At 71.6% G+C, this 24,078-nt stretch carries 24 protein-coding genes; 13 read left to right on the forward strand and 11 right to left on the reverse strand.

The window, feature by feature from the left end:
• Positions 1-68 precede the first annotated feature (68 nt).
• From ACZ48Y_RS06610 to ACZ48Y_RS06625, 4 genes are read right to left on the reverse strand one after another with little or no spacing between them, the layout of a single operon-like run.
• Positions 69-1,109 carry an SIS domain-containing protein gene (locus ACZ48Y_RS06610; protein WP_464739694.1) on the reverse strand — a complete coding sequence of 347 codons (1,041 nt, stop codon included), beginning with the start codon at positions 1,107-1,109 and terminating at the stop codon, positions 69-71.
• The gene (gene nagA, locus ACZ48Y_RS06615; protein ID WP_464739695.1) at positions 1,081-2,163 is read right to left on the reverse strand and encodes an N-acetylglucosamine-6-phosphate deacetylase; all 1,083 of its coding nucleotides are present in this window, start codon (positions 2,161-2,163) and stop codon (positions 1,081-1,083) included. Before nagA ends, ACZ48Y_RS06610 begins: the two co-directional genes overlap by 29 nt.
• On the reverse strand, positions 2,160-3,248 hold the full coding sequence (locus tag ACZ48Y_RS06620) for an anhydro-N-acetylmuramic acid kinase (RefSeq protein ID WP_464739696.1): 1,089 nt from the start codon (positions 3,246-3,248) through the stop codon (positions 2,160-2,162). Before ACZ48Y_RS06620 ends, nagA begins: the two co-directional genes overlap by 4 nt.
• A complete protein-coding gene (locus ACZ48Y_RS06625; RefSeq protein WP_464739697.1) occupies positions 3,245-3,973 on the reverse strand; it encodes a GntR family transcriptional regulator in 729 nt (242 codons plus the stop codon). Before ACZ48Y_RS06625 ends, ACZ48Y_RS06620 begins: the two co-directional genes overlap by 4 nt.
• 69 nt (positions 3,974-4,042) lie before the next feature.
• Between ACZ48Y_RS06625 and ACZ48Y_RS06630 the strand changes: the two genes are divergently transcribed.
• Genes ACZ48Y_RS06630 through ACZ48Y_RS06655 form a run of 6 tightly spaced genes read left to right on the forward strand, consistent with a single transcriptional unit; the run spans position 4,043 to position 10,551 of the window.
• Positions 4,043-5,035 (forward strand): serine hydrolase domain-containing protein, encoded by a 993-nt coding sequence (locus ACZ48Y_RS06630; protein ID WP_464739698.1) that lies wholly within the window; start codon positions 4,043-4,045, stop codon positions 5,033-5,035.
• Positions 5,032-5,895, forward strand: coding sequence for an N-acetylmuramic acid 6-phosphate etherase (locus ACZ48Y_RS06635; RefSeq protein WP_464739699.1), 864 nt, complete (start codon positions 5,032-5,034; stop codon positions 5,893-5,895). The genes ACZ48Y_RS06630 and ACZ48Y_RS06635 overlap by 4 nt, the downstream gene beginning before the upstream one ends.
• On the forward strand, positions 5,892-7,448 hold the full coding sequence (locus tag ACZ48Y_RS06640; protein ID WP_464739700.1) for a glycoside hydrolase family 3 protein: 1,557 nt from the start codon (positions 5,892-5,894) through the stop codon (positions 7,446-7,448). Before ACZ48Y_RS06635 ends, ACZ48Y_RS06640 begins: the two co-directional genes overlap by 4 nt.
• A complete protein-coding gene (locus tag ACZ48Y_RS06645) occupies positions 7,445-8,725 on the forward strand; it encodes an ABC transporter substrate-binding protein (RefSeq protein WP_464739701.1) in 1,281 nt (426 codons plus the stop codon). Before ACZ48Y_RS06640 ends, ACZ48Y_RS06645 begins: the two co-directional genes overlap by 4 nt.
• A gap of 42 nt (positions 8,726-8,767) precedes the next feature.
• The gene (locus tag ACZ48Y_RS06650) at positions 8,768-9,730 is read left to right on the forward strand and encodes a carbohydrate ABC transporter permease (RefSeq protein WP_464739702.1); all 963 of its coding nucleotides are present in this window, start codon (positions 8,768-8,770) and stop codon (positions 9,728-9,730) included.
• Complete coding sequence (locus tag ACZ48Y_RS06655; RefSeq protein WP_464739703.1) at positions 9,727-10,551, forward strand: carbohydrate ABC transporter permease; 825 nt, start codon at positions 9,727-9,729, stop codon at positions 10,549-10,551. The genes ACZ48Y_RS06650 and ACZ48Y_RS06655 overlap by 4 nt, the downstream gene beginning before the upstream one ends.
• On the opposite strand, the gene ACZ48Y_RS06660 is transcribed toward ACZ48Y_RS06655, so the two are convergent.
• Positions 10,541-11,233 (reverse strand): gamma-glutamyl-gamma-aminobutyrate hydrolase family protein, encoded by a 693-nt coding sequence (locus ACZ48Y_RS06660; RefSeq protein WP_464739704.1) that lies wholly within the window; start codon positions 11,231-11,233, stop codon positions 10,541-10,543. The genes ACZ48Y_RS06655 and ACZ48Y_RS06660 overlap by 11 nt on opposite strands.
• A 23-nt stretch (positions 11,234-11,256) precedes the next feature.
• Here ACZ48Y_RS06660 and ACZ48Y_RS06665 point away from each other — a divergent pair, with 23 nt between their 5' ends.
• Genes ACZ48Y_RS06665 through ACZ48Y_RS06680 form a run of 4 tightly spaced genes read left to right on the forward strand, consistent with a single transcriptional unit; the run spans position 11,257 to position 17,517 of the window.
• Positions 11,257-12,372 (forward strand): diaminopimelate decarboxylase, encoded by a 1,116-nt coding sequence (locus tag ACZ48Y_RS06665; protein ID WP_464739705.1) that lies wholly within the window; start codon positions 11,257-11,259, stop codon positions 12,370-12,372.
• A 9-nt stretch (positions 12,373-12,381) separates the two neighbouring features.
• On the forward strand, positions 12,382-14,490 hold the full coding sequence (locus ACZ48Y_RS06670) for a VWA domain-containing protein (protein WP_464739706.1): 2,109 nt from the start codon (positions 12,382-12,384) through the stop codon (positions 14,488-14,490).
• A gap of 6 nt (positions 14,491-14,496) precedes the next feature.
• Entirely contained in the window at positions 14,497-16,203 is a 1,707-nt protein-coding gene (locus tag ACZ48Y_RS06675) for a S8 family serine peptidase (RefSeq protein WP_464739707.1), read from the forward strand.
• Between the two features lie 12 nt (positions 16,204-16,215).
• Positions 16,216-17,517 carry a S8 family peptidase gene (locus ACZ48Y_RS06680; RefSeq protein ID WP_464739708.1) on the forward strand — a complete coding sequence of 434 codons (1,302 nt, stop codon included), beginning with the start codon at positions 16,216-16,218 and terminating at the stop codon, positions 17,515-17,517.
• Here ACZ48Y_RS06680 and ACZ48Y_RS06685 read toward each other — a convergent pair.
• The 3 genes from ACZ48Y_RS06685 to ACZ48Y_RS06695 all read right to left on the reverse strand — a co-directional run bounded on the left by ACZ48Y_RS06685 (position 17,514) and on the right by ACZ48Y_RS06695 (position 20,076).
• Positions 17,514-18,947 carry an RtcB family protein gene (locus tag ACZ48Y_RS06685; protein ID WP_464739709.1) on the reverse strand — a complete coding sequence of 478 codons (1,434 nt, stop codon included), beginning with the start codon at positions 18,945-18,947 and terminating at the stop codon, positions 17,514-17,516. The two genes, ACZ48Y_RS06680 and ACZ48Y_RS06685, sit on opposite strands and share 4 nt — an antisense overlap.
• A gap of 9 nt (positions 18,948-18,956) precedes the next feature.
• Complete coding sequence (locus ACZ48Y_RS06690; RefSeq protein ID WP_464739710.1) at positions 18,957-19,391, reverse strand: archease; 435 nt, start codon at positions 19,389-19,391, stop codon at positions 18,957-18,959.
• 82 nt (positions 19,392-19,473) lie between these two features.
• Positions 19,474-20,076: a phosphoribosylanthranilate isomerase gene (locus ACZ48Y_RS06695; RefSeq protein ID WP_464739711.1), complete on the reverse strand. Its 603-nt coding sequence runs from the start codon at positions 20,074-20,076 to the stop codon at positions 19,474-19,476.
• Between the two features lie 70 nt (positions 20,077-20,146).
• On the opposite strand from ACZ48Y_RS06695, the gene ACZ48Y_RS06700 reads away from it, so the two are divergent.
• From ACZ48Y_RS06700 to ACZ48Y_RS06710, 3 genes are read left to right on the forward strand one after another with little or no spacing between them, the layout of a single operon-like run.
• On the forward strand, positions 20,147-20,572 hold the full coding sequence (locus ACZ48Y_RS06700; RefSeq protein ID WP_464739712.1) for a hypothetical protein: 426 nt from the start codon (positions 20,147-20,149) through the stop codon (positions 20,570-20,572).
• Complete coding sequence (locus ACZ48Y_RS06705) at positions 20,547-21,194, forward strand: response regulator transcription factor (RefSeq protein WP_464742862.1); 648 nt, start codon at positions 20,547-20,549, stop codon at positions 21,192-21,194. The genes ACZ48Y_RS06700 and ACZ48Y_RS06705 overlap by 26 nt, the downstream gene beginning before the upstream one ends.
• Positions 21,195-22,418, forward strand: a complete 1,224-nt coding sequence (locus ACZ48Y_RS06710) for a sensor histidine kinase (RefSeq protein ID WP_464739713.1) — start codon at positions 21,195-21,197, stop codon at positions 22,416-22,418.
• On the opposite strand, the gene ACZ48Y_RS06715 is transcribed toward ACZ48Y_RS06710, so the two are convergent.
• The 3 genes from ACZ48Y_RS06715 to ACZ48Y_RS06725 form a co-directional block, all read right to left on the reverse strand.
• Positions 22,302-22,832 carry a methylated-DNA--[protein]-cysteine S-methyltransferase gene (locus ACZ48Y_RS06715; RefSeq protein ID WP_464739714.1) on the reverse strand — a complete coding sequence of 177 codons (531 nt, stop codon included), beginning with the start codon at positions 22,830-22,832 and terminating at the stop codon, positions 22,302-22,304. The two genes, ACZ48Y_RS06710 and ACZ48Y_RS06715, sit on opposite strands and share 117 nt — an antisense overlap.
• Positions 22,823-23,530 carry a pseudouridine synthase gene (locus ACZ48Y_RS06720; protein ID WP_464739715.1) on the reverse strand — a complete coding sequence of 236 codons (708 nt, stop codon included), beginning with the start codon at positions 23,528-23,530 and terminating at the stop codon, positions 22,823-22,825. Before ACZ48Y_RS06720 ends, ACZ48Y_RS06715 begins: the two co-directional genes overlap by 10 nt.
• 66 nt (positions 23,531-23,596) lie before the next feature.
• On the reverse strand, positions 23,597-24,067 hold the full coding sequence (locus ACZ48Y_RS06725) for an Hsp20/alpha crystallin family protein (protein ID WP_464739716.1): 471 nt from the start codon (positions 24,065-24,067) through the stop codon (positions 23,597-23,599).
• Between the last annotated feature and the right edge of the window lie 11 nt (positions 24,068-24,078).

A 24,078-nucleotide genomic window follows, 5' to 3' on the forward strand; every position in this document is an offset into this window, starting at 1 on the left:
TTTCGCACCCGCACCGCCCGGCGCGAGGCCAGCCCGAACGCGCCGGCGGGGGCGGCACGCCGCCCCCGCTACGTCGTGCGGGTGACCTTCTTCAGGTGGCGCGGGCGATCCGGGTCCTGCCCCCGGGCCAGGGCCAGCCGAACCGCGTTGGGGTAGAAGGCCTGGGCCAGGAGGAGCGGGGCCAGCCAGGGATGGGGCGCGCGGGGCACCGCGCAGGCCTCCCCGGGACCGGGCGCCGAGCCCGCCCAAAAGAGGTTCGCCCCCATCGCCAAAAGGCCCGAGGCCACCTCGCGCACCCCTTCCAGGGCGGCGTCCTCGGGGGCCAGCACGAGCACCGGAAACCCGGGGCCCAAGAGGGCCACCGGCCCGTGCAGGAACTCGGCGGCGGAGGCCCCTTCAGCGAAGAGGCCTGCGGTCTCCTTGAGCTTGAGTGCGGCCTCGAGGGCGCTGGCGTAGGCCGGGCCGCGGCTGAGGACGAAGGCGTGGGCGGCCTCCGAAAACCCCTCGACGAAGCGCGGCCACGCCGCCCGCGACGCCGCTTCGAGCCCCTCCGGCAACCGCTCGAGGGCCTCCACCAGGTCCCGATCGCCGCGCCAGTGGGCGACGAGCTGAACGGCCGCGGCAAGCTCGGCGAGGAAGGTCTTGGTCGCGGCCACCGCCCGCTCCTCGCCGGCGTGCAGCGGCAAGACCACCTCGGCGGCTTCTGCGAGCGGGCTCCGCTCGTCGTTGGTGAAGGCCACGGTGAGGGCCCCGGCACGACGCGCCTGCCGCGCCGCTTCCACGAGGTCCGGGCTCTTCCCGGACTGGCTGAAAAAGAGGCCAAGGGCCCCAAAGAGCGAAAGCGGCGCCTGGTAGACGCTGGCCAGGCTGGGGGGGAAGGAGCCCGCGAAGGTCCCCACGGCCAGCCCCAGCAGGTACTGGGCGTAGGTCGCGGCGTGGTCGGAGCTCCCGCGGGCGGCGGTGAAGGCAAAACCCGGCGGGCGCCGGGCCAGGAAGCGGCCGAGGTCCCGCGCCTCGGGGGCGTTGGCCTTCAAAAGCCGCTCGACGACCGCCGGGGCCTCGAGCGCTTCGGCGAGCATCCTAGGGGTGGACCCGTCTTCCCGCGACATAGACCTCCTCGACCTCCAGGTTCTCGGAAAGCACGACGATGTCCGCAACCGCCCCGGGGGCCAGGTGGCCCAGCTGGGAAAGCCCCAGGTAGCGGGCCGGGAGGGTGGAAAGCCGCGCCGCCGCCGCCTCGATGGAGAGCCCCCAGGCGACGAGGTTGCGAAAGGCCCGGTCCATCGTCAGGGTGCTGCCGGCGAGGGTGCCGTCCTCCAGGTAGACCCCCTCGCCGCGCTTTTCCACCCAGTGGCGGCCGAGGGGGTAGCGGCCGTCGGGCCGCCCCGCCGCGGCGACCGCGTCGGTGACCACGTAGGCCCCGGGAACATTTTTAAACAGCAGCCGTACCGCCTCGGGGGCGACGTGGAGGCCGTCGGCGATGACCTCGGCGAAGCGCCCGAGCAACAGCCCCGCCCCCACCACCCCCGGGGCCCGGTGGTGCAGGCCGGTCATGGCGTTGAAGAAGTGGGTGAAGCCGGCGGCCCCGGCCTCGAGCGCGGCGCGGGCGTCCTCGAAGGTGCCGGCGGTGTGGCCGATCTGGACCCGCACCCCGCGCCCGGCAAGGAAGCGCACGAGCTCGCGCCCCCCCGCCACCTCCGGGGCCAGGGTCACCACCCGCACGCGCCCCCGGTCCAGGAGCCGCTCGGCCTCCGAGCGATCGGCGGGACGGGCGAAGGGGGGCTGGGCCCCGAGCCGCTTGGGGCTGATCCAGGGACCCTCGAGGTGCGCCCCGAGCACCCGGGCCTCGCCCGGGCCGGGGGCGCGGCGCACCGCCTCGATGCCCGCCAACGCCCGCGCCAGGTCCTCCCTGGGGGCGGTGACCGTGGTGGGCAAAAGGGCGGTGGTGCCGTGCCGGGCGTGGAAGCGGGCCATGCTGCGCACCGCCGCCTCCCCGGCCATCGCCTCCGCCCCGTCGCCGCCGTGGACGTGGAGGTCGATCCAGCCCGGGAGGAGGTAACGCAACGGCGCCCGCCCCGGGCTGAAGCCCTCGACGCGCTCGCCAAAGCTGAGCGTCCCCGAGCGCAGACCGGCCTCGGTGAGCACCTGGCCCGCGAGCCTCATGGCCAGTCCTCCACCGCGGGCAGGCCGAGCTTCCCCGCCCGCGCCGCCCGCCGGGCCCCGGTGGTCTGGGGCAGGACGTTGGGCGCGCCAAGGTGGCGCAGGTAGCCGAGCAGGGCCACCGCCAGCGGCTCGCGCACGCTGGCGTCGAGCCCGGTCGCGGCCTCGAAGGAGCGCACCGGCACCTGCAGGGCCTTGGCGAGGCGGTCCATCAAGACCGGGTTCTTGGCCCCGCCCCCAGCCACCCAGACCTCGTCGAGGCCGAGCGGCGACACGAAACGCGAAAGCCCCTCGGCGATGGCCCGGGCCACGAAGGCGGTGAGGGTGGCGACGAGGTCCGGACCCCCAAGCGCTGCCGGCAGGTCGAGGGCCGCCAGGTTCCAAAGCTCGCGGCCGGTGGACTTCGGCGGCGGGCGGTCGAAGTAGGGGTGGGCGAGCAGGCGCGCCAGGGTAGCCGCGTCCACCCGGCCCCGCGCCGCGAGGTGGCCGTCCTCGTCCATGCGTTGGCCGAGCCGGGCCGCGGCTTCGTCGATCAGGGCGTTGCCCGGCCCCAGGTCGAAGGCCCGCACCCCGCTGGCCGAGCGGCCCGGGAGGTAGGTGACGTTGGCGATGCCCCCGATGTTCACGATCGCCCGCCTCACCCCGGGTTCGGCGAAGAGCAGGTGATCGGCGTAGGGCAAGAGCGGCGCCCCCTCCCCTCCGGCGGCGAGGTCGGCGGCGCGAAACCCCTCGACCACCGGGACCCCGAGGGCCTCGGCCAGGTGCGCCCCCTCGCCGATCTGGAAGGTATGGCTCGGGGGCTCGTGCCAGACCGTCTGGCCCATCCAGGCCACCAGCTCGACGTCGGCAAACCCCCGCGCCACCTGGGCGAAGAACCGCCCCAGATCGTGGTGCAGCCGGGCCAGCTCCGGCACCCGGGCCTCGCCCCGGATCGCCGCTAACAGGCGCGTGCGGAGCACCTCCGGATAGGGGCGGTAGACGTGGCGTACGACCCGCCAGTAGAGCCGTTCCGGCGGGCCGCCAAAGGCCGCCAGCACCGCGTCCACGCCGTCGGCGCTGGTGCCGCTCATCAGGCCCAGGACGTTCATTTGGCCTTCAGCTCGGCGAGGAAGTCGTAGCGGTCGCCGCGGTAGTGGGAACGGGTGAACTCGATGGGGGTGCCGTCCTCGAGGTAGGCGATGCGCTCGATGTAGAGGAGCGGCGCGCCCACCGCCACCCCCAAGAGCGGGGCCTCGCGCTCGCTCGCGGCGACCGCGCGCAGCCGCTGCAGTGCCCGCACCGGGACCAACCCCCGGGCGCGCAGGTGTTCGTAAAGGGAACCGCCGATCTTCCGCGGCTCCCCGACCCGTTCCCGGGGCAGCACCGCGTACTCCAGGGCCATCGGACGGCCGTCGGCGCTGCGCACCCGGCCCAGGCGCACCACCGGGGTCCCGGGGGCGAGCGAGAGGGCCAGGGCCTCCTCTGGCGTCGCCGGCCCCTCGCTGCGTTCGATCCAGCGCGAGGAGGGGGTCATCCCCCGGGCCCGCATGTCCTCGGAGAAGCCCGAGAGCACCGAGAGCGGCTGCTCCAGGCGGCGGGCGACGTAGGTCCCCGAGCCCTGGCGGCGCTCGAGCATCCCCTTGGCCACCAGCTCGTCGTAGGCGCGGCGCACGGTGAGGCGGGAGACGCCGAGCTGCTCGGCCAGGCGGCGCTCCGAGGGCAGCGCCTCCCCGGGCACCAGCTGCATGCGGCGGATCTTCTCCTCAAGCTGGCCGCGAATCTGCAGGAACACCGGGGTGGGGGCCCCCGGATCCACCTTGAGCGCGAGGTCCATGCCCCAAATATACCACCCTAGTACCATCCGCTTGCCACGCCTTCCGGCCGGGGGTATACTCCGCGCTAGATGGACAACGTGCGCGCCCTCCTCGAACACGCCGTCGCCCAGGGAGCGATCCCCGGCGCGGTGTTCGGGGTGGTCTTCGCCGACGGCCGGCGCGAGACCTTCGCGCTCGGGCACCGCGCCTTGGTGCCCGAAGCGGAGCCGGCGACCACCGACACCTACTTTGACCTGGCCAGCCTGACCAAGGTCCTCTTCACCCTGCGCGAGGTCTTGAGGGCCGCCGAGGCCGGGCGGCTGGACCTCGACGACCCCTTGCGCCGCCACCTCCCGGAGGCGGCCTGGATGCAGCCCGGGCCCACCTTCGCCGACCGCACGCTGCGCGAGCTCCTCACCCACACCGCGGGCCTGCCCGCCTGGGCCCCGCTCTACACCTGGGGGCAGGGCGAGACGCTCAAGGCCCGGGTGCTGCAGGAAGCCTGGCCGCTGGGCGCGCCGGTCTACTCGGACCTCGGCTACATCCTCTTGGGCCTTGTTCTGGAGCGGCTCGAGGACCGCCCCCTCGCGGCCTTCCCCCTGCCCCCCGGGCTTTCCTGGTCCCCCCCGGCCGAAAAGAGCGCTCCCACCGAGCGCTGCCCCTGGCGCGGGCGCTGGCTTCGGGGCGAGGTCCACGATGAAAACGCCCACGCCCTGGGGGGGGCGGCCGGCCACGCCGGGCTCTTTGGCACCGTCGACGGGGTGCTCGACCAGCTCGAGGCCATCCTCGCCGGACGCTGGCTGAGCCAGGCGGCTCTCGAGGAGATGGCCCGGCCCCAGACCGAAGCACGGGCCCTGGGCTGGAGCCGCAAGCACCCCGGCTGGTCCGGAGGGTCCCTGGCCAGCGAACGCAGCCTCGGCCACACCGGCTTCACTGGCACCGGGGCCTGGCTGGACCTCGAGCGCGGGGTGGGCTGGACCCTGTTGACCCACCGCGTCCACCCCACGCGCCACCGGGAGAACGCCCTGGCCTGGCTGCGTCCCCGAGTGGGCAACGCCCTCCTCGCGGAGGTCACCGGATGAGGACCGAACGCCCCAGCCCCCGCTACGAGGACCTCGACGCCTGGCCGCCCATCGAGGTCCTGGAGGCCCTGCTCGAGCGCCAGTTCATGGCCCTGGCCGCGGTCAAGCCCGCCCTGCCCGGCCTCGAGCGCGCGGCGCAGGCCGCCGCCGCGCGCCTGGAAGCCGGGGGCCGGCTGGCCTACGCCGGCGCCGGGACCTCGGGGCGGCTCGCGGTGCTCGACGGGGTCGAGCTCGGCCCCACCTTCGGCTGGCCCGAGGCGCGCCTTTGCTTCTTCCTCGCCGGGGGGAAGGACGCCCTCACCCGGGCCGCGGAGGCCGCCGAGGACGACGTCGAGGCGGGGAGGGAGGCGGGACGCCGCCTGGGCCCCGAGGACGTCCTGGTCGCGGTCTCCGCGAGCGGCCGCACCCCCTACACGGTGGCCCTCGCCGAGGCCGCCCGAAACGCGGGGGCGCTGACCGTGGGGCTGGCCAACAACCCCGGGGCGCCCCTGCTGGCCAGCGTCGACCACCCCATCCTCCTCGACACCGGTCCCGAGGTCATCGCCGGCAGCACCCGCCTCGCCGCGGGCACCGCCCAGAAGGTGGCCCTCAACCTCTTCTCCACCCTGCTCATGGTCCGCCTGGGCCGGGTCTACAAGAACCTGATGGTGGGGATGCGCCCGACCAACGCCAAGCTGCGCCGGCGCGCGGTGAAGATCGTCGCCGAGGCCGCCGGGGTGACGCCCAAGGCCGCCGAGGCAGCGCTCGATCTGGCCGGGCCGGACCTGCGCCTGGCCATCCTGGTGGCCCGGGGCTGGCCCCTCGACGAGGCCAAAGCCCGGCTGGAACGCGTTAAAGGACGGCTCAGGGAGGCGCTTTGAGGAGGCTCGTTCTGATGCTCGCCGCGTTCTCGCTCCCCGCTCTGGCCGGGGACTTCCTGATCCTCTCCTGGCCCGGGCCCAAGGTGCCCTACGACCTGATCGAGACCCTCGACCCCGCTGGGGTGCTGCTCTTTGCCTCCAACTTCGAAGCGGGGGTGGCCCCGATCCGCGAGCTCCGCCGCCGCCGCCCGGACCTCCTGGTCTTCATCGACCAGGAAGGCGGCCCCTTTAACTCCTTCCGCCTCCCGGGGGTGCCCCGCTTTCCCGGCGCGATGGCGCTGGGGGCCGCGGACGACCCCGCGCTCACCCGGCGGGTGGCCCGGGCGATCGGGGAGGAGGTCTGCTTCGCCGGGGCCAACGTGGACTTCGCCCCGGTCCTCGACGTCAACACCAACCCCAACAACCCGATTATCGGGATACGCAGCTTTGGCGCCGATCCCGAACGGGTGACCCGCCACGGCCTGGCCTTCATCCGCGGGCTCGAGGACGCCGGGGTCCTGGCCACCGCCAAGCACTTCCCCGGCCACGGGGACACCGAGGTGGACAGCCACCGCGGCCTCCCCATCTACCCCAAAGGGAAAAGGCGCGCGCTCGAAACCCAGCACCTGCCCCCCTTCGCAGCCGCCGTCCGCGCCGGGGTGCCGCTGATCATGACCGCCCACATCGTCTACGAGGACCTCGACCCCACCCGGCCAGCGACGCTCTCCAAGGCCGTGCTCACCGGTCTCTTGCGCGAGCGCATGGGCTTTCGGGGGGCGATCGTCACCGACGACCTGAGCATGGGCGCGATCCGCCAGGGGTACGGCCTCGAGGAGGCCGGGGTGGAGGCGGTCCTCGCCGGAGCGGACCTCCTGATCGCGGGGAAGAACCCGGACCACGCCCGCGCCCTCCACCAGGGGCTCGCCGAGGCGATCCGCACCGGGCGGATCTCCCGGGCCCGGCTCAAGGCCAGCCAAAAGCGCCTCAACGCCCTCCGCGAGCGCCTGAGGCCCCCCTGCCCGGAACCCGACTGGGACGCGCTCGCACGCCTCGCCCAGGAGGCCGCCCGTAAGGGCCTGGTCTGGCTCAAGGGGACGCTCCCCATCCCCGGCGAGGGAACGCTGGTCATCGGCCCCAAGCTCCCCCCGACCTACGGCGACGAGCCCTCGCTGGCTGCGCTGGCCCCGAGCATCCTCAGCGGGGCGAAGGGGCTCGAGGTCCACCCCGCTCCCACCGGCCCGGAGATCGAGGCCGCGCTCACGCAGGCCGCGAAGGCCTCGCGGGTGGTCCTCGGCACCTACCACTGGCTGCGTCCCCTGCCCGAAGAGATGGTCTGGCTCTACGAAGGGCTCAAGCGCCTCGGCAAACCGGTCTACGTCGTGGCCCTCGGCAACCCCGACGACCTCACCCGGCTCGATCCACCCCCCGAGGGCTACCTCGCCACGTTCGGCTTTCGCGCGGTCCAGGTGCGGGCCGCGTTGGAGGCCCTCGCCGGAACGTTCGTCCCGGCGGGGAAACTACCGGTCCCGGTGGGCCCCTACCCCATCGGGTACAGCAAGGGAGGTAAGGAATGAAGCAGCTCAAGGTTCTGTTCGCGGCGGTGCTCCTTTTGCTGGTCCCGGCCTTGGCCAAGACCACCGTGACCGTGGCCAGCTGGGGGAGCCAGTCGGAGATCGCGCTCTATCAAGAGGCGTTCAAGGCCTTCATGCAAAAGCATCCGGAGATCGAGGTCAAGCTGTTGCACATCCCCGCCCGGAACTACTGGACCAAGCTCACCGCGATGTTCGCGGCGGGCAAGGCCCCGGACCTGATCTTCATCAACAACATCAACTTCCCGGCCTTCGCCGCCAAGGGCCTTCTGGTGCCCCTCGAGCCCTACATCGAGCGCGACCGCTTCGACACCTCGATCTACTACGAGGGCATCCTCAAGGCCTTCACCTACGGAGGCAAGCTCCGCGTCCTGCCCCGCGACGTCTCCAACCTGGTCGTCTACTACAACCGCGACCTCTTCAAGAAGGCCGGGCTCTCCGACCCCGACCCCAACTGGACCTGGGACGACTTCTTGAAGGCGGCCAAGGCCCTGACCGTGGAGAAGAACGGCAAACGGGTGCAGTGGGGGCTTTCCTTCTACACCTACTTCCTCTTCTGGGAGCCCTGGGTCTGGTCCAACGGCGGGCGCTTTTTCAGCCCCGACCACAGCAAGTTCCTGCTCAACAGCCCGGCCTCGGTCGAGGGGCTGCAGTACTACGTCGACCTGCGCTACAAGCACCACGTCGCCCCCACGCCCAAGGAAGCCGCCGACCAGAGCGCCTTCGGCATGTTCTTGAACGGCCGCACGGCGATGATCGTGGACGGCCGCTGGCGGGTGCCCACCTTGAAGAAGAAGGCCAAGTTCGACTGGGACATCGTCCCCTTCCCCCGGGGCAAGGCCGGAAGCATCGTGGACATCGACGGCTCCGGCTGGGGCATCACCCGCACCGCGAGGAACAAGGACGCGGCCTGGGAGGTGCTGAAGTTCCTCGCCGGCCCCGAGGGCGCCCTGATCTTCACCAAGGGCGGGCTGATCATCCCCGCGATCGGCTTCGATCCCAAGAACCCCGAGGCCACCAACGCCATCCTCAAGGCCTTCTTCACCCCGCCCCCGCCGCGTCACCAGCAGTACTTCCTGACCGTCAACAAGACCGCGATGCCCACCGAGACCTTCGAGCGCTTCTCGGAGGCGATGAACCTCATCTCCAAGGCGCTGCAGCCGGTCTGGCAGGGCAAGCGCGACGTCAAGTCGGCGCTGGATCAGGTCGCGCCCCAGGTGCAGCGCATCCTCGACGAGGTGCAAAAGGCCCGCAAGAAGTAAGGGAGGTCTTTGGGGGCGGCCAAGGCCGCCCCCCTTTCTCCGATGCGCCCCTTTCAACGCTTCCCCTGGTTCTTTTTGCTCCCCAGCCTGGTGGGGTTCGTAGCCTTCAACGCGGGACCGATCCTGCTCTCGCTCTGGATCAGCTTCACCCGCTGGGACGTCTTCACCCCCCTGACCCTGCACACCCTGATCGCGAGCTGGGCGGGGCTTGAGAACTACCGCCGCATGCTCGAGGACCCGGTCCTCAAGAAGGCCTTCGTCAACACCCTCTACTACGTCGTCGTGGCCGTTCCGCTGGAGATCGTCCTGGCGCTGGCGTTGGCCCTGGGGCTGAACCGCCGCTTTTTCGGGGTCAAGGTGGTGCGCACCCTCTACCTCCTGCCCACGGTGACCAGCGTCGTCGCGGTGGGGCTGCTCTGGCGCTGGGTGCTCAACCCCTACGTGGGACCGGTCAACCTCTTTTTGCGCTGGCTCGGCGGGCGGATCGAGGCCCTCTTCGCCTTCTTCGGCCTGAAGGCCCCGGCGACCGTGCACTGGCTCGCCACCCAGGGACCGGGCTGGCTCGAGGACCCCGCCTGGGCGATGCTCGGGGTCATCCTGGCCTCGGTCTGGGCGGGGCTTGGGTTTCGCATGCTGATCTTCCTCGCCGGCCTGCAGAACATCGACCCCTCCTACTACGAGGCGGCGGCGCTCGACGGAGCCGGGCCCTGGCAGCAGTTCGTGCACGTCACCCTGCCCCTGCTCTCGCCGACCACCTTCCTCAACACCCTCCTGGCCTTGATCGGCGGCTTCCAGGTCTTCGGCCTGATCTACGTGATGACCGGGGGCGGGCCGCTCGACGCCACCAACGTGCTGCTCTTCTACCTCTATCAGAAGGCCTTCGGGGAGTTCCCCCCGGACATGGGCTACGCCTCGGCGATCGCTTGGCTCTTGTTCTTGATCCTCTTCGGCCTCACCCTGCTGCAGTGGCAGCTGCGCAAGCGCTGGGTCCTGGAGGAGGCATGAAGAAGACCACCGCCTGGGACGTCCTGGTCATCACCCTCCTGGTCCTCGGGGGGCTGACGATGCTGGTCCCCTTCCTCTGGATGATCTCCACCAGCCTCAAGGAACCGGGCTCGCTCTTCGACCTGCCGATCGAGCTCTGGCCCAAGACCCCCCACTGGGAGAACTACCGCGAGGTGCTGCGCGTCGTCCCCTTCGGGCGCTGGTACCTGAACTCGCTGATCGTCGCCGGGGGGCTGACCTTTTTGAACCTCACCTCGGGGGCGCTCGCCGGCTACGCCTTCGCCCGCTTCTCCTGGCGCGGCAAAGACGCGATGTTTTTGGCCTCCCTGATCACCCTGATGATCCCCGCCCACGTCCTGGTGATCCCGCTCTTCGTGATCATGAGCCGGCTGGGCTGGATCGACACCTACTACGCGCTGATCCTCCCCGGGCTCTTCGACGCCTTCGCGATCTTCCTGATGCGCCAGCACTTCCTGCAGATGCCGAGGGAGCTCGAGGAGGCGGCGTTGATCGACGGGGCCAGCCCCTGGCAGATCTACTGGAAGGTGGCCCTGCCGCTCGCCGCCCCGGCGCTGGCGACGCTCGGCACCTTCACCTTCCTCGGCGGCTGGAACAGCTTCCTTTGGCCCCTGGTGGCCACCAACTCGATCGAGATGCGTCCCCTCACCGTGGGGCTGGCGGTCTTCAACACCAACTTCTCCACCGAGTGGACGCTCCTCATGGCCGGCCTCTCCCTGGCCACCCTCCCCCCGATCCTGGTCTTTTTGCTGGCCCAGCGCTGGTTCATCCGCGGCCTGACGCTCGGCAGCCTCAAGGGCTAGCCGCGACGAGCTGGGCGAAGAGCCCCCAGTGATCGGGCAGGAGCTCGGGGTGCCATTGCACCCCGAGGAAGAAGGGGTGATCCTTCAAAACGACCGCCTCGAGCACCCCGTCCGGCGCCTCCGCCAGGGGGGTCAGCGCCCCGGGGTCGCGCACCGCCTGGTGGTGGTAGGAGTTGACCCGAAACCGCGATCCAAAGCGCGCGTCCAGCACCCCGGGCACAAGGACCCCAACGGAGTGCGCCAGGGCCGGCGGACCGGCCTTCTGGTCGTGGGCGAGCTCGCGGAAGCCGGCGCGGGCGAGGTCCTGGTACAGCGCGCCGCCGAGCGCCACCGCGGCGACCTGCATCCCCCGGCAGACGCCGAGGAGCGGCAGGCCCGTTTCCGCGGCGTAGCGGGCGATGAAGACCTCCTGGCGGTCGCGCTCGGGGCTGACCTCGCCGAGCTCGGGGACCGGCTCCTCGCCGTAGAGGGCGGGGTCGGGATCGCCGCCGCCGGTGAGGACCACCGCGTCCAGGCGGCCCAGGGCGGCCCGAAGCCGCTCCTCGGGCATCGGCGGCAGGATCACCGGCGTCGCCCCCACCGAAGAAAGCGCCTTGAGGTAGCTCTCCATCACCCCCCAGATGCGCATCGGGATCCGGGTCGAGCCGTTCGGCCGGTACTGGGCGCTGAGGCCTACGAGCATGCGAAAAAGCTTAGCATGGACGCATGCGGCCGGCGTTCAAGGAGGCCCTCAGCGCGCTCTTGGCCAAAGAGGAAACCCCGTTCTACGCCTACGACCTCGCGGTCCTCACCCGCCAGGCCGAGCGCGTTCGCTCGGCGTTTCCCGGGGTGCGGCCCTTCTACGCGATCAAGGCCAACCCCAACCCGGCGATCCTGAGCCACCTCAAGCAGCTCGGCTTCGGCGCCGAGACGGTCTCCCTGGGCGAGGTGGAAAAGGCCTACCGAACCGGCTTTGCCCCCGCGGAGGTGGTGCTCAACGGGCCGGTCAAGCCCCCGGGGGTGCTCGAGGCCCTCAAAGCCCTCGGCACGCCCACCCTGGTGCTGGACTCGGCGGCCGACGCCCGCCGCGTCGCCCGCCACCTCCCCGGGGCCGCAGTGCTGGTGCGGATCAACCCCGGCCAGGCCGTGCGGACCCACCCCCACCTGGCGACCGGGGCCAAGGAGAGCCAGTTCGGGGTGACGCCCGAGGCCCTGCCCGAAGTGCTCGAAATCGCCCGGGACGGGGGGCTTCGGGTCCTTGGCCTGCATGTCCACCTGGGCTCGGGGCTGGCCGCCGCCGAGGACTTCGCCGCCGGCTGGGAGGTGCTCGCCGAGCTGCTCGAGGCCCACGGCCCCTTCGCGGTCGCCGACCTCGGCGGGGGCTTCGCGCCCCAGCTCGACCTCACGACCCTCTCCCCCCTCGTCGCCCCCTTATTCTCCCGGGTCGAGGCGGTCTGGATGGAGCCCGGCCGCTTCCTCGTCGCCGAGGCCGGGGTGCTGGTGACCCGCGCCTGGGGGATCAAGGAGACCGGCCGCCGCTACCTGCTCCTGGACGCCGGCATGACCCTCTTCATCCGCCCCGCCCTCTACGGCGTGCAGCCCCGCGTCGTGCCGCTCTACCCGGACCGGGAGACCGTGCGCGTGGACCTCGTCGGCCCGGCCTGCGAGTCCACCGACGTCCTGGCCCGCGACGTCGTCCTCCCCCTGCCCGAGGAAGGGGAGGCACTCGCGATCCTCGAGGCCGGAGCCTACGGCGAGAGCATGGCCAGCCGCTACCTCGAGACCCCGCCCCCCAAGGCCTTCCTCTACGACGGCACGAACTGGCACCGCGTCGGCGGGTAGACTGCGGCCGTGCCCCGCGCCCCCACAGTGCTCCGCGCGCTCGCGGTACTGGCGCTGGTCCTCGCGGCCCTCAACCCCGCCCCCCGGGTGCGACCGGGGCTGACCCTGGTGGTCCTCGACGCCAGCCCCTCGGCCCGCGAGGGGGTGCGGGCGGCGCTGAAGGACCTTCGGGTCGAGGGCCCAGTGCGCTACCTGGCCTTCGCCGAGACCGCCGCGCTGGTGCGAAACCCCCACGCCCTCCCCCGCCTGGGCCCAATGACGCGCATCGCGGCCGCCTGGAAGGCGGCGAAAACGCTCGAGCCAAGCCGCATCCTGCTGATCTCCGACGGGCTGTTCAAGCCCAAGCCACCCCCCGCCCCGGTCTTCGCCTACGCCGTTTCGCCCGCGGCGCGGGTCGTCCTCCTCGGCCTCCTGCCCCCGGCGCGACCGCTTTGGGGCGAGCGCGTCGAGGTCCGGGCCCGGCTCTTTGCCACCCGGGCCCAGACCGTGACCCTGACCTTTCAGGCCAACGGCCGGACCACCACCGTGACCCGGGAGGTGCCGAAAGGGCCCTCGAGCGTCGGGTTCTGGTTCACCCTCGAAGGCCCCACCCGGGTCGAGGCGCGCCTTGGGAACCAGACCCAGGCCCTCGAGGTCACGCCCGCGGGACGCCTCCGGGTGCGGGTGATCGGCGACCCCGCCGCCGCCCGCTACCTGGCCGCCCAGGGGTTCTTCGTCGAGGAAGGCCCCCCGGCCGACGCGGCCCTCCCCCCCCTGGTGGTCGTGGGCGGGCCCTACGACGAGGCCCTCGCCCGGCGGCTCAAAGCGCACCTCGAGGCAGGGGGCGGGGTGCTCTTCACCGCCACCCCCAAGGGGCTCTTCTTCGGCGGCTGGCAGGCCTTCGAGGACCTCCCCCTGGAACCCAAGCCGCAAAAGGGCGCGGCCTTCTTGCTGGTCCTCGACACCTCCGGCTCGATGGGCGGGGAAAAACTTTCGGCCGCCGTCTGGGGCGCGGAGCGGGCCGTCGAGGCCGCCCGGCCCGAGGACGTCCTGGGGCTCCTGACCTTCTCCGACCGCCCCCAATGGCGGCTGCCCCCAAAGCGCATGACCTACCGCGCCCGCCGCGAGGCGGAGACCGCGCTCGCAGCGCTGAGGGCCGGCGGGGGAACCCAGCTCGCGCCCGCGCTCGAGAGCGTGCTCAACGTCCTGGACGACATCGAGGCCGAGGAAAAGCAGATCCTCGTGATCTCCGACGGCCAGACCCAGGACCCCGATCGCGCCCTGGCCCTGGCTGAAGCGATCCGCGCCCGGGGCGGGATCCTTCACGCCCTGGCCCTGGGGCCGGACGCGGACCGGGCCTTCTTGCGCCGCCTCGCCGCGGCCGGCGGAGGGCGGTTTTTCGCCGCCGATCCCGAGGCCCTGGCGCGGCTGATCGAGGCCGTGGCCAAGGCCGCCTTCGAGCCCGACGCGGGCCAGGGTCGCTTCCCCCTTACGCTCGTTCCCCACCCGGTGACCGCCGGCCTCTCCCCACCGCCCCCGGCCCGGGTGCTCCTCCCGGCCCGGAAAAAGCCCTGGGCTCGGGCGCTCATCCAAAGCGGGCCCCTGGACGTCCTGGCGGTGGGCGAACGCCGCCGCGGCCGGGTCGCGGCGCTGGCCACCGACCTCGCCCAGAGCCTCAAGGACTGGCCGGACACGCCCCGCCTCCTGGACGCGCTGGCCCGCTGGCTGACCAACACCCCGGCGCGGCCGCGGCTGCGCCTGGGCGGTGGGGTGCTGACGATCGAGGGGCGGTTCACCGAGCCACTCTATCTACGCGCCGCGGGGAAGACGATCCCCATCCCCCCGATCGCCCCCTGGCGCTACCGGTTGCGCCTGCCCGAAGGGCTGAGCGGCGAAGCGCTGATCTACGAGGGCAGCGCGCTGCGCTTCCGCCTTCCCCTGGCCGAAGCCGGCGAGTGGCAGGGCGAGGGGGAGGGTGCCCTGGATTGGCTCGCCAGCACCAGCGGCGGCCGGCGGCTCTCGGCCCCCGTCTTGGGGCCCCCGCCACGAGAACCCTGGCCGCTCTGGCCCTACCTCACGGCCCTCGGCCTGGCCAGCCTGTTCCTCGAGCGCTACCTGCGCTGGCGTTCGGTAGAGTAAACCCCCATGCGGCGGTATCTTTGGCTCTTGCTCCCCGTCCTCATCGCCGGCTGCGGGGTGCGACCGATCCCCCGGGAGGTCGTCCTCGATCCCCGGGGGCACGGCGCGTTCGAGCTGCACGCGTCCGGCCCCTACACGATCGAGACCCCGCGCTGGCTCAGCGCCTTCCCCGCCCGCGGCCGGGGCCCGGCCCGGATCGACCTGGCCGGGGACGGCCGCAACCTGGCCAACGTCCCCGAGCTCGTCGGCGAGGTGCGCGTCTACACCGACACCACCCGGGTGCTGCGCGTGCGCTGGCCGCTCTTGCGGCTCACCGCGGTGGTGCAGCGCCCCCGCCCCGCCGTCCCCCTCAAGGCCCGGCCGCTGGCCCTGCCCCGCGACGCTGCCCCCGCCGGCTGGCTGGTCAAGACCGAAGACGGCACCTGGACCCACCTCGCCGAGGGTACGCCCTTCCCCGAAAACGCCCTGAAAGTTGAGCCCAACGGCCGCGTTTGGCCTCTGGGCGAGCCCGGCGACCCCTACTACCCGGTCCAGTGGCACCTGCGCACCACCGGGGCCCGCTGGGCGTTCCTGGACCCCGCCCGCTTCACCGAACCGGTGGTCGTCGCGGTGATCGACACCGGCGTGCGCTACGACCACCCGGACCTCGCCGGGGCGCTGATCGGGCCCGGCGATGGGGCCTACGACTTCCTCGAGGACGACGACGACCCCACCGACACCGAGGGCAGCGGCGCGGTGGGCAGCCACGGGACCCACGTCACCGGCATCATCGTCGCCCGGGCCAACGACCAGGGGGTGGTCGGCCTGGCCGCCGCCGCGCCGGTCAGGGTGCTGCCCCTGCGGGTGCTCGGGGCCGCCGGAGGGACCTTCGCCGACGTCGCCGACGCCATCCGCTACGCCGCGGGACTGCCCATCAGGCGGGGCAATGCCACCCTTTTGAACCCTCACCCGGCGCGGGTGATCAACCTCTCCCTGGGCAGCCCCCAGTTCTCCCAGGCGATGTGCGACGCGGTGGCCGACGCGGTCCGCGCCGGGGCCCTGGTCGTCGCCGCCGCCGGCAACTTTGGCGACGTCACCGACGTCTACCCCGCCAGCTGCCCGGGGGCGATCTCGGTCGCGGCGACCGATCAGGGGTTCACCCGGACCCCGCTCCCCACCTGGTACTCGGAGAAGAACGACCGGGTGGACCTCGCCGCCCCGGGCGGGGACCTGGCCCAGGACGCGGACCGGGACGGCTACCCCGACGGGATCGCCTCGACGACCTGGGACTACCGGAACGACGCCCCGAGCTACGGGCTCTACATGGGCACCTCCCAGGCCGCGCCCCAGGTCGCCGCGGCGCTGGCCCTGCTGGCCTCGAGCGGGGAAGCGGACCCCTGGGCGCGGCTTCGGGCCAGCCTCACCGACCTCGGCCCCGAGGGCCAAGACCCGCTTTATGGCGCAGGCCTTTTGAACGTCGCCGCGGCCCTCGGCCTCGCCCCGCCAGACGGGGGCTACCTGGCCGAGCTCAAGGGGCGCACCCCGAGGGTCGCGCCGGTCCACCTGGATGCGCCCTTCACCTTCTACCTCCCGGCCGGGGACTACACCCTCACCGTTTGCCGCGACAACGACCAGAACCGGCTCTGTGACCCAACGGAGCCCGCGCGCGAGCTCGAGCTCTCACTGACAGGGTCTGAGCCCCTACGCAATCGCATCTTCTTGCCCGCTCCTTAGATAATGGAGATCATGAGGCGATCTGCCATCGCGGCCGTGCTGCTTCTGATAACGGCTTTCCTCGCCGGTTGCAGCCAGACGATCTCCCCACCCGCGGCATGCCCGAACACGCAAACGGTGCAGGCGCTCGGCCTTAACCCAACCTGGACCGCACCCCTTGGCTCCCCGGGCCTGGGCCGCTTCGATGCACCCTTTGTTCCTGGCCAACTCCTTGTGCTGGCCGAGACCGGAACGCGCGCCCTAGAGGCCGCAGGCCTTGCCGAGGAAGCGGTGCAGCCGCTCTTCGAGACCTGGAACGCCCCCTGGTTCGTCGTCCACGTCTCCCCGGGAAAGGAACGCGAAACGGCGACCGCTTTGCTTCAAGCTGGTGCGAGATACGTCCAGCCCAACTACCTGTATCACCCTCTGCGTCTTCCTAACGATCCCGGATGGCCCAGTCAATCGCCGCAACTCGATCGCCTTTTACACCTACCCACGGCATGGGACACCACCACCGGTCACTGGCGCTTAAGCATTGCGGTCCTTGATACGGGGTACCAACCCCATCCCGATCTTTGGCCGAGATTGCTTTGCCCCTCAGGAGAAAAGCTGGATGTCGCGGACAACGACGAAGACCCGCGTGATCCCGAGCAATCGAGCCATGGAACGGCGGTGGCCGGCATCATAGGGGCGGTCAGCAATAACAATCGCGACATCGCCGGGGTCACCTGGGCTGGGTGGGTGCTGCCGATCAAAGTGTTTGCGGATCAAAGCACAGAGGCCTCGACGGCGGACATCGCCAAGGGCATCGAGCTCGCTGCGCGCTTGGGAGCCAGGGTGATCAACCTTTCCCTCGGCGGATCAGCCGAGGACATCACCCTTAGCCAGACCCTCGCTCAGGCAAAAGACCAGGGCATCGTCTCGTTCGCCGCCGCCGGCAACGATGGTGGCCCCGTCCTCTTCCCGGCCAACGATCCCTCGACGATCGCCGTCGGGGCCATCAATGACGACAAAACCGTAGCCGACTTCAGCAACCGCGGACCGGAGCTCGACTTGGTCGCCCCAGGCGTCAACGTGCTTAGCTTTGAAAACGCCTCACAAGTGAGGCTTTGGAGCGGCACCTCAATCGCCACGCCCTTCGCCAGCGGTACGGCCGCGCTGTATATGAGCGCTTATTTCGAGCGTCGAAACAAATGGCCCACTCCGGACCAGGTCTATCAATGCCTGACAAGCACGGCGGAAGACCTCGGCCTTTCGGGCAAGGACGATGATTACGGATTTGGCCTCGTTCGCCCGGATCGCATCATGCAGGATTCCAGCAGCTGCTTCCCCTAGCCCTTGACCACGATCAGGGGCCGGAGGCGCGCGACCTTCTTCCCGATGCCCACGGCGTGGACCACCTCGACGACCTCGGCGACGTCCTTGTAGGCCTCGGGGATCTCCTCCCAGACCGTGGCCCGGGTCTTGGCCCGGACCACGATGCCCTGCTCGTTCAGCTGCTCGATCACGTCCATGGTGCGGGCGAGCTTCTTCGCCTTGGCCCGGGAGAGCTTGCGCCCGGCGCCGTGGCAGCTGCTGCCGAAGCTCTTTTCCATCGCCGCCTGAGTGCCCGCGAGGACGAAGGAGTAGCGGCCCATGTCCCCGGGCACGAGCACCGGCTGCCCCACCGGCCGGTAGCGGTCGGGGACGTCGGGGTGGCCGGGCCCGAAGGCCCGGGTGGCCCCCTTGCGGTGCACCAGGACCGCCTTCCCCTTGTGCTCCTCGAACTTGGCGTTGTTGTGGGCGAGGTCGTAGACCACCTGCAGGGCGTGGTCTTTGGGGGGAAAGCCCGCGGCCTCGAAGGCCTCGCGGACGAAGTGGGTGATCAGCTGGCGGTTGGCGAAGGCGAAGTTGGCCGCGGCGGCCATCGCCCGCAGGTAGTCCTCGCCGTCCGGGCTGCGGATGGGGGCGGCGGCGAGCTGCTTGTCCGGGAGCGCGATCTTGTAGAGCGACAGCCGCTTCAAGAAGCGCTCGACGTAGTCCTCGCAGACCTGGTGGCCGAGGCCGCGGCTGCCGGTGTGGATGAGGACCGTCACCTGGCCCTCGAAGAGCCCGTAGGCGTGCGCGGTCTCGGGGTCGTAGATGGCGTCGACGTACTGGACCTCGAGGAAGTGGTTCCCCGAGCCCAGGGTGCCGATCTGCGGCGCCCCCCGCTCGTAGGCCCGGGGCGAGACCCGGTCCGGGTCGGCGCCGGGGAGGCGGCCGTGGGATTCGATGTACTCGAGGTCCGCCTCCTCCCCGAACCCCATCGCGACCACCGCCGCGGCGCCCTCGCGCAGCACCCGCTTGAGTTCCTTGCGGGAAAGCCGCACGTCCCTTCGCTCCGAGCCCACCCCGGCGGGGATCCGCGCGTAGAGATAGTCGGCGAGCCGCTCCTTTTCGGGCTCCAGGTCCTTTCGCGTCAGGTTCGAGCGCAGCAGCCGGACCCCGCAGTTGATGTCGAAGCCCACGCCTCCCGGGCTCACCACGCCCTCCTCGGCGTCCATCGCCGCCACCCCGCCGATGGGAAAGCCGTAGCCCCAGTGGATGTCGGGCATGGCCAGGGCGGGCGCGACGATCCCCGGAAGGGTGGCGACGTTCATGAGCTGACGCAGCGAAGCGTAGTCCTCCTCGGCGAGCTGGCGAAGGATCCCCTCGGAGGCGAAGAAGACCGCGTCCACCCGCATCTTCCCGTGTTTTGGAATGCGGTAGGTGTAGGGGGCGATCCGTTCGAAGGGGACGCTCATCCCTTCATTCTAGACGTCGAAGATCACCGTCGTTTCGTAGCCTGAGGGCCCTTTTTCAAGCTTCAGGCCGTGGAAGGTGGCGCTCTTGAGCTCGCCCAGGAAGCGATCCGCCACCCGTTCGAAGGGAACCGCCCGAAGCTCGGCCAGAAGCCGGCACCCCCGGTCCCCGGGCACGATCTTCAAGGAGAAGGCCGCGGGCACCAGACCGCGGGTCTGGATCAGGTAGATCAGCTCGTTCAAAAAGCGTACCAGCAGGGTCTCGGGGTCCTCGGCGGTGACCTCGACGCGCACCGGGACCTCCCCCTTCCTCGGCGGCGGGTCGAAGGTGGCGGCGAGCAAGGCCCGCGCCGCCTGGTAGAAGAGGCCCGGCAGCGTGGGTGCCCAGACGCGAAAGCCAAGATCCGCGGTGTGCGGCAGTTCGGCAAAGCCCGGGGCGATGCGCATCGGGTTATCCACAACCTATGTATAGCAAAAGATAAGCGTGTTCATCGGCCGTATCGCAGTTTTCCACAAAGTTGTCCACAGATTATCCACAGCTCTCCACAGCCCGCAGGAAGGCCGCCACCCGGGCCCGATCCTTGACCCCCGGACGCGCCTCCACCCCGCTCGAGACGTCGACCGCGTAAGGCGTATGGCGGCGCAACAAATCGCAAACGTTCTCCGGGGCAAGCCCCCCGGCGACGACCACCCGCGCTCCCTCGGGCACCGCGTCCAGCCAGGCCCAGTCGAACGCCTCCCCCGAACCCGGCCGGGGGCCGTCGAGGAGGTAGGCGTCGGCGGGGTAAGCGAACCAGGCCGGGTCCACCCGGTCCACCACGCGAAAAGCCTTGATCACCGGCACCAGCGCGCGTAGGCGCTCGGCAAGCCGCGGGGGCTCGTTGCCGTGCAGCTGCACCGCCCCGAGCCGGGCCGCCTTGAGGGCCTCGAGGACCTCCGCCTCGTCGGGATCGACGAAGACCCCCACCCGCTGCACCAGCGGGCCCAAAGCGCGGCCGATCGCGGCCGCCTGCGGGAGGTCCACCCGCCGCTTGGAGGGGGCGAAGACCAGCCCCACCGCGTGCACTCCCAACGCCTCCAGCACCCGGGCGTCCTCCGCGCGGGTAACCCCGCAGACCTTGACCCGAACCATGGCCGCATCTTACGCCGCCTTCAGACGGCCTTCATCCAGCGAAGCGGGCTCGGGGCATACTGAAAGAAGGATGCCCGCCCTCGTTCTGGCCACCGTCTTGCTCCTCGCGCCCCTGCCGGGCCTGCCTAACCTCCCCCCGGGCAGCCAGATTCGGATCGTCAGCCCCGACCTCAAGCGGGTCTTCGCCGCTTTCGTGCTGGAAAACCGCACGGTCTGGCCGCTCAGGCGCCCCCCGGCCTGGGACCCGGGGCGAAAGGTCGCGGTGGTGGTGCGGGTGGGAAAGCGGGTCTTCGTCTTTCCCGGCGTGACCGAGACCGGCGACGTGCTCATCCTTCTCCCCCAAGGCCGGGCCTCGCTGAGGTCGGTTCTCGGAGAGGTCTACGGCCTGCGCTGGCCCACCCCCGAGGAGGTCAAGGTCAGGCTCGAGCGCCTGCGCCACCCCCCGAGAAGGAGGCCGCCCGTTGCACCGGGTGTTGATCATCGAAGACGACCCTAGCCTGGGCCCGATCCTGAACAACCTCTTCCTTCGGGCCGGCTACGCCGCGACCCTGGCCCGGACCGGGGTCGAGGGGATGATCGCCCTGCGCGAGACGCGCCCGGAGCTGGTGGTCCTCGACCTCGGCCTCCCCGACCTGGAAGGCGACGAGATCTTGAGCCGCGTCCGGGCCACCAGCGACACCCTGGTCCTGGTGCTGACCGCCAACAGCGACCTGGGCAAGAAGGTCCGGCTTCTGCGCGAGGGGGCCGATGACTACCTGACCAAACCCTTCTTCCCCGAAGAGCTCCTGGCCCGCGCCGAAGCCCTTTTCAGGCGCCACCAGACGGCGATCTCGGTGGGCCCCCTGACCCTGGACCCCAGGACCCAGACCGCCACCCTCGACGGCCAGCGCCTCGAGCTCACCCCCAAGGAGTTCGCCCTCTTGCGCCTGCTCGCCCGCAGCCCCGGCCGGGTGCTGAGCAAGGCGGAGATCGCCGCCGCCCTCTGGCCCGAGGCCCAGCCCCACTCCAACGCCGTCGAGGTCCACGCCGCCCGGCTCAGGAAGAAGCTCGAGGCCCTAGGCGGAAAGGGCCTCTTGCGCACCGTGCGCGGGCGCGGCTACGCCCTGGTGGAGGGGTAGGTGCCGCTGGCCCGGCGGCTTTTCGCCTACTTCGGCCTGCTCTTCGCCGCGCTCTGGCTCCTCGGGGTGGCCGCGACCTACCTCACCGTCACCCGGGGGATGACCGAGCGGGCCAAGGCCCTCCTCACCAGCGACGCCGACCGCGTCGCCCGCTTCTATCGCGAGGGCGAGGTCGGCGAGGTCACCGCGACCGGCGGGGTCACGATCGCCCTCTTCGACTACGAGGGCCGGCCGATCTGGCCCAGCGACCCGGGGTTCGCCCTGCCCCAAGACGCGCTCACGGTGAAGGCGGTGCCGGTCGTCTTCCAAACCCCCACCCACCTGATCGCGGTCGCCGACGCCGGGGCCGGCCTGATCGCCCTGGCCCAGCCCACCGGGTTCATCCGGGCGCTGGGGACGGCGACCGCGCGCACGCTGCTCCTGCTCTTTCCCCTGGGCCTTCTCCTCGGCGGCCTGGGGACGGCCCTCCTGGCCCGGCAGATCGCCGCGCCCTTCGCCCGCGCCGCCGAGGCCGTGGCCCGCCGCGGCCCGGACCAGCTCGAGCCCATCCCCTACGCCGGCCCGGACGACGAGCTGGGGCGGCTGATCCGCCGCTTCAACGCCCTCCTCGCCGAGCTCAAGCGGGCCCGCGCCGCCGAGCGGGACTTCTTGAACGAGATCGCCCACGAGCTCAACACCCCGCTCGCGGTCCTCGAGGCCCAGCTGGCCAGCAACGACCTCGAGGCCGCCCGGTCCACCGCCCGCCACCTGGCCCGTCAGGTCGCGGACCTCCTGGCCCTGGCCCGGGGGGAGACCGCGCGCGACCTGGACCTGCACGTCCTGCGCACCGGCCGGCTCCTCGACGAGGTCCAGGCCGCCTTTCCCGGGATCCAACGGGTCCCCTCCCCGGACCTCGAGCTCGTCGGCGACCCCGACCGGCTGCGCCAGCTCCTCTTCAACCTGGTGCAAAACGCGCGACGTGCGGCGGGGGACGCGGTCTGGGTGGGGGCCGAGGCGGCGGAAGGCGGGGTGCGGCTCTTCGTCGAGGACGCGGGACCGGGCATCCCCGAGGCGCTCTTGCCCCGGCTCTTTGAACGCTACGTCAAGGGCCGCGGCGGCCGCAGCGGGCTAGGGCTGGCGATCGCCCAGCAGATCGCGAAGGCGCACGGCGGCGAGATCCGGGTGCGCTCGCAGCCGGGGAAGACGCGCTTCGAGGTCTGGCTCCCCGGCCTCGAGGAGGAGTAGCGCGGCCTTGCGCCAGCTTCCCGGGCCGTAGGCCCCGAGCCGGCCGTCGCTTCGCACCACCCGGTGGCAGGGCACGAAGAGCGGCCAGGGATTTCGCGCCATCGCCTGACCCGCCGCGCGCACCGCCCGCGGCGCCCCCGCGCGCCGGGCCAGCTCGGCGTAGGTCAGCACCTCCCCCGGCGCGCTCTCCCAAAGCGCCTCCCGGACCCGGGCAAACAAGCCGCGGCCGAAGGCCTTGGGCCGCACCCGGGGCCAGGGGCCGCCGGCGAGGTAGGCCAGCACCGGCTCCATCAGGGCCTCGGCCTCGGGGCCGGTCGGCCCCCGGGGCGCGGGGCCGAAGCCGCTTCGCACCAGGCCCCCGTCCCAGACCAGGTAGAAGGGGCCGAGCGGTGTCTTTGCCGCGGCTACCTGCACGGCGAAAGCCCCACCGCGGCATAGAGCGCCGCCTCCTCGGCCTCGCGCAAGGCCCGCGCCTCGCCCGGGGCGAGGTCCGTAAGGCGCAAGGGGCCCAGCCGCACCCGCACCAGCCGCCGCACCGGCTTGCCGATGGCGCGGAACATCCGCTTGAGCTGGTGGTGCTTGCCCTCGACCAGGCTGACCCGCGCCCGGGCCCCGGGGAGCGGCTCGAGCCGGGCGGGCAAAAACCCGGCCACCCCCTCGGCGAAGGCTTGCACGTCGGCCGCCTCGACCGGGGCCTCGAGCTCGAGCTCGTAGACCTTCTCCAGCTTCCAGCGGGGGTGGGTGAGGCGGTGGGCGAGCTGCCCGTCGGTGGTCAGCAGGATCAGCCCCTCGGCGTCCTTGTCGAGCCGCCCGGCGAGCCCCAGCTCGGGGTGGAAGAGGGCTTCCGGGACGAGGTCCAAAACGGTCGTCTCGTGGGCGTCCCGGGTCGCCGAGAGGACCCCCGGCGGCTTGTGGAGCAGCACGTGCCGCTGGCATCGAAACGAAAGCGGCACGTCGTCGACGAAGATCGGGGTGCGCTGTGGCTCGACCTTGGTGGCCGGGTCGTGGACCGTCACCTCGCCCACCCGCACCCGGCCCTCCCGGATCAGGCGCTTGACCTGCTTGCGGCTCCCCAGTCCCTGGGAGGCCAGGACGCGATCCAGCCGCTGCATCGTCATGCTTCAGCCTAACGCAAAGGGCCGGCCGCCTTCTGGCGGCCGGCCCGTTCGTGCAGGGGCCTACTGGGCCACCTGCACCGGGATCCGCTTGGCCCGCGCGGTCTCGACCTTCGGCATCACGAGCTTCAGGACGCCGTTCCTGAACTCGGCCTGGACCTTGTCGGCGTCGATCTCGACCGGCAGGGTGAAGCTACGCACGAAGGAGCCGTGAGGGATCTCCTGCAGGTAGTACCGGCGGACCTTCTCGTCCTCGACGGGCTTGACCTCACCACGGATGGTGAGCTTGTTGCCCTCCAGGCTGACCTCGATGTCCTCGGGGTTCAGCCCGGGCACCCAGAGCTCGAGGACCAGCGCGTCGTCGGTCTCGTAGAGATCCGCCGGAGCCACGTAGCTGGCCACCCGCGCCGGACGGGTCAGCTCGCTGAAGGCCTCCGCGAAGAGCCGGTCCATGTCCTCGATCAGCGAGAGCGGACCCCAGGTACGGAAGGGCGTGATCTCGGTGTTGGGACGCAGCTCACGCTTCACCAACATCCTTCTCACCT

Source organism: Rhabdothermus arcticus (genome assembly GCF_055382915.1).